1 protein-coding gene is annotated in these 4,900 nt (G+C 67.2%); it reads right to left on the bottom strand.

Features of this window, described 5'->3' with window-relative positions; genetic code table 11:
* On the bottom strand, nucleotides 1-4,900 hold a 4,900-nt coding region (locus tag F0Q45_RS24255), incomplete at both ends, for an SDR family NAD(P)-dependent oxidoreductase (protein ID WP_149656316.1).

Genomic DNA, 4,900 nt, shown 5'->3' on the forward strand with positions numbered 1-4,900 from the left:
CGAGGCCACACTCGACAGCTGGCCGGTCAACCGGAAGCCTTCCACCGGCTCAGCGGCAAACATGCCGTAGCCCTGCGTCATCACTCCCGCGAACACGCCGGTGGCGCTGCCGCGCAGGCTGCCGGGTTCGATTCCGGCTCGCTCCAACGCTTCCCACGACAAGTCCAGGAACATGCGCTGCTGGGGGTCCATGGCAAGCGCCTCGCTGGGCCCAACGCCGAAGAACGCGGGATCGAAGTCGCCGACCCGGTCCACGAAGCCGCCGGTGCGGGTGTAGCACGCGCCCGGAACGTCGGGATCCGGGTTGAACAGCCCGTCCAAGTCCCAGCCCCGATCGGCCGGGAATGCCGAAAGCACATCACGGCCCTGAACTAGCATGTCCCACAGGTCATCTGGCGACTCGATCCCACCGGGATAACGACATGCCATGCCCACGATGGCAATCGGGTCGTCGCCCGTGGCGCGCACCGCCGATACGTGCTTGATCTCCTGCGGAACACCGGCGAGTTCACCGCGAATGTAGCCGGCCAGGCCGTTGGGAGTCGGATAGTCGAAGATGAGCGTGGGTGAAAGGGTAAGGCCGGTTGCGGTTTTGAGTCGGTTGCGCATTTCGACCGCGGTCAGCGAGTCGAAGCCCAACTCCTGAAACGCCTTGTCGGCGTCGACGGCCTCGGGGGCGATGTTGCCCAGTACGGTGGCGATGTGGGACCGCACCAAGCCCAGCACCACGGCGTGCTGTTCGGGTTCGGGCAGACCGTGCAGACGATGTGCCAGCGCCGATTTCGACTTAGCAGCGGCCAGCGCGTCGTCGACCTGGCGCCTGGTCGGCGCGTTGATCAGATCCCGGAACATCGGCGGCACCGCCACCGCGTGGGCCCGCAGCGCGCTCAGGTCGATGCGGGCGGGCGCCAGGAATGGTTGGTCGACGATGAGCGCGGTGTCGAACAATTCCATTGCCTCATCCGAGGACAACGCCCGGACCCCTTCGCGGCCCAGCCGGGCGCGGTCGGTGGCGTCGAGTCCGCCGGTCATGTCGCTGGTCTGGTCCCACAGGCCCCAGCCCAGCGATATCGCCGGCAACCCATGGGCGCGCCGGTGCGCGGCCAATCCGTCTAGGAACGTGTTGGCCGCCGCATAGTTAGCCTGACCCGCCGATCCCACCAAACCGGCCATCGACGAAAACATCACGAAAACCGAGACGTCCAGGTCCCGGGTCAGCTCGTGCAGATTCCAGGCTGCATCCACCTTGGCCTGCAGCACCGAGTCAACGCGCTCCGGCGTCAACGCCGAAAGCACCGCGTCGTCAAGCACACCGGCCGCATGAATGACGGCGGACAACGGGTGCTGCGCCGGGATCCCGGCAATCACGTCTGCCAGTGCCGCCCGGTCGGCCGCGTCACACGCCACCACCTGCACCTGCGCGCCGGCGGCAGCCAACTCGGTCGCCAACTCTGCGGCCCCCGCAGCGTCGGCACCGCGCCGGCTGAGCAACACCAGATGACCGACACCGTGCCGGGTCACGGCGTGACGCGCCAATACCGAACCGGCCATGCCGGTTCCACCGGTGATCAGCACCGTGCCGGTCGCCCATGCGTCGGGCATGCTCATGACGACCTTGCCGATATGGCGGGCCTGGCTCAGGTAGCGCAGGGCCGCCGGTGCCCGCCGGATGTCAAACGTCGTTACCGGCAGGGGCCGCAGCACCCCGGCGTCGAACAATGCGGCCAGTTCCAGCAGGTACTGGTGCATGCGGGGGCGGCCGGGTTCGAACAGGTCGAAGGCACGGTAGCGCACGCCCGGATATTCCTGGGCGATCACGCCGGGATCGCGGATGTCGGTCTTGCCCATTTCGAGGAACACCCCGCCGGGCCCCAGCAGGCGCAGCGACGCGTCGACGAATTCACCGGCCAGCGAGTCCAAAACGACGTCCACGCCGCGGCCGCCGGTGACCGCGCGGAACTTGTCCTCGAATTCCAGGCTGCGCGAATCGGAGATATGGTCTTCATCAAAGCCCAAGGCCCGCAGGGTGTCCCACTTACCCTTGCTGGCAGTGGCGAACACCTCCAAACCCAGATGCCGCGCCAATTCCACGGCCGCCATACCCACCCCGCCCGTAGCAGCGTGCACCAGCACCCGCTGGCCCGGTTGGACATCGGCCAGGTGCACAAACGCGTAATACGCGGTAGTGAAAACCGCGGAGATGGCCGCGGCTTCGGCGTAGGACCAGTCGGCCGGCATCGAAAGTAACAACCGGACGTCTCCGGCGACCAGCGTGCCGCTGCCGTCGGGGAAAAATCCGTACACCGAATCCCCCACCGCGAATTCGGTCACTCCCGGGCCGACCTCCACAACGACACCGGCACCCTCACCGCCGATGAGCGCGTCATGAGTGAACATGCCCAGGGTGATCATGATGTCGCGGAAGTTCGCGGCGATAGCACGCATGGCAACCCGAACCTGGCCGGGTCCTAACGGCGCGTCGGCATTGGGAACCGGCTCCAGCCGCAGGTTTTCGAAAGTGCCCGCGCTGCTCAGGCCCAGCCGCCACGGCCCGTCGGCCGGCGGCACCAGAATGCCGTCAACGTCGCGGCTGGAGTGCACCCGCGGGGTGTAGGGCTGTCCGTTGCGCAGCAGCACCTGCGGTTCGCCGACCGCCAATGCTGATGCTAACGCCGAATCATCAAGCGGCACATCGGAATCCAGCAACACCAGCCGGCCCGGGTTTTCGGTTTGCGCTGACCGCACCAACCCCCACACCGCGGCCCCCGCCAGGTCGGTGACGTCCTCACCCGGCAGCGCCACGGCACCCTGGGTGACGACCACCAGCACTCCGGAGTCATGGTCAGTCAGCCACGACTGGATGGTGGTCAGCGCCCGGCCGGCGCTTTCGTGAGTCGCGACCACCGGATCGCCAACAGCGGCAACACATTCGAAGACGTCGTAGCCCGAGGGCGCATCGGCGCTCGCGGCGGTCACCGGTGACCAGACGAGCTCGAACAGTCGGTCTGGGCCCGAGCCCGATACCACGGCACGCAACTGTTGCTCGGTCACCGGCCGGGCCACCATCGCGGCGACCGATAGCACCGGTAAGCCCACGTCGTCGGCAAGCTCGATCGAGATCGCGGACGGGCCGGCGGGCGCGATCCGGACCCGCACTGCCGATGCTCCAGCGGCATGCAGCGACACACCTTGCCACGAGAAGGGCAGCATCAATTCGGGGTCTGGGTTGGATATGACCGCGGCATGCAACGCCGCATCCAACAGCGCCGGGTGCACCCCGAATCCGGCGACACCGCCAGCCGCTTCAGGCAACCTGATCTCAGCGAACATTTCGTCACCGCGGGCCCACAGCGCGGTCAACCCGCGAAACGCCGCACCATACCCGTACCCGCGCTCCGCCAGCCGCTGGTAGCCGTCGGACACATCCGCGGCGGCAGCACCCGCGGGCGGCCACACCGACAGGTCAGCTACCGGCTCAACACTCCCGGCGTTCAATGTTCCTTCCGCGTGGCACCTCCACACCGCACCGGCATCTACGTTGGCGCGGGAATAGATTGCAACACTGCGCCGTCCAGATTCTGCCGCCGCGCCCACGACCACCTGCACCGCCACCGAGCCGGATGCCGGAAGCAGTAACGGCGTCTGCAGCGTCAGCTCATCGAGCACCGAGCAGCCGACTTCGTCGCCGGCGCGAATCGCCAACTCGACAAATCCGGTGCCGGGGAACACCACTGCGCCGGACACGGCGTGATCGGCCAACCACGCCTGGGAGCTGACAGACAACCGGCCCGTCAACACCACGCCACCCGATGCCGGCAGCTCCACCACGGCGCCCAGCAACGCGTGCTCGCTGGTGGCCAATCCCAAACCGGACGCATCGGCACCCATGCCCTCGCCCGAGAGCCAAAACCGGCGCTTATCAAAGGCATACGTCGGCAGCTCGACGAACTGCGCCCCCTCTAGTACGGCCCGCCAATCCACGCTCACACCCGCGACGAATGCGGAGGCGGCCGACAGCAAGAATCTGTCAAGTCCGCCGTCCTCGCGGCCGAGGGTGGGGACGACGACGGGTTCGGAGTCAGCCATGCAGTGGTTGGCGGTGTCCTCAATACCGGCAATCAACGCGGGATGCGGGCTGGATTCGATGAAGATGCGATACCCGTTCGTGCACGCATTGCGCACTGCTTGGTCGAATTGCACGGTCTGGCGGATGTTGCGGTACCAGTAATCGGCGTCTAAACCTGCTGTGTCCAAACGCTTTCCGGTCACTGCGGAAAAGAAGACGGTGCGCGAGGAACGCGGCTCGATATCGCCGAGGGCGCCGGCGAGCTGGGCCCGAATGGCTTCGACCTCTGCCGAATGCGAGGCATAGTCCACCTCGATCCGGCGGGTGCGCAGCTCGCGGCCCGCGCAGGCCAGGATCAGCTCGTCCAGCGCCGCCACCTCCCCGGATACCACCACCGCCGCCCGGCCGTTGACAGCGGCGATGCTGATCCGAGTACCGAAGGGCGCCAGAAGTTCCTGCGCCTGTTCGGCGCCACAGGCGAGGGAAACCATGCCGCCGGGGCCGGCCAGGCCGGTGAGCAGCTTGCTGCGCAGCGCGACGATCTTGGCGGCATGGCGGAGAGACAGCGCTCCGGCGACGTAGGCCGCGGCGATTTCGCCCTGCGAATGCCCGATGACGGCATCGGGACGCACGCCGGTGGACTTCCACAACTCGGCCAGCGACACCATCACCGCGAACAACACCGGCTGCACGATGTCCACCCGGTCGAGGCCCGGAGCACCGGGAGCCCCGCGCAGCACGTCGGTCAGCGACCAGTCGACGAATTCGGCGAGCGCCTCGGCGCACGCCTCGATCTGTTGTGCGAATACCGGTGCGGTGTCAAGCAATTCGACG

Source organism: Mycobacterium simiae (assembly GCF_008370645.1).
Classification (GTDB): Bacteria; Actinomycetota; Actinomycetes; order Mycobacteriales; family Mycobacteriaceae; genus Mycobacterium; species Mycobacterium simiae_A.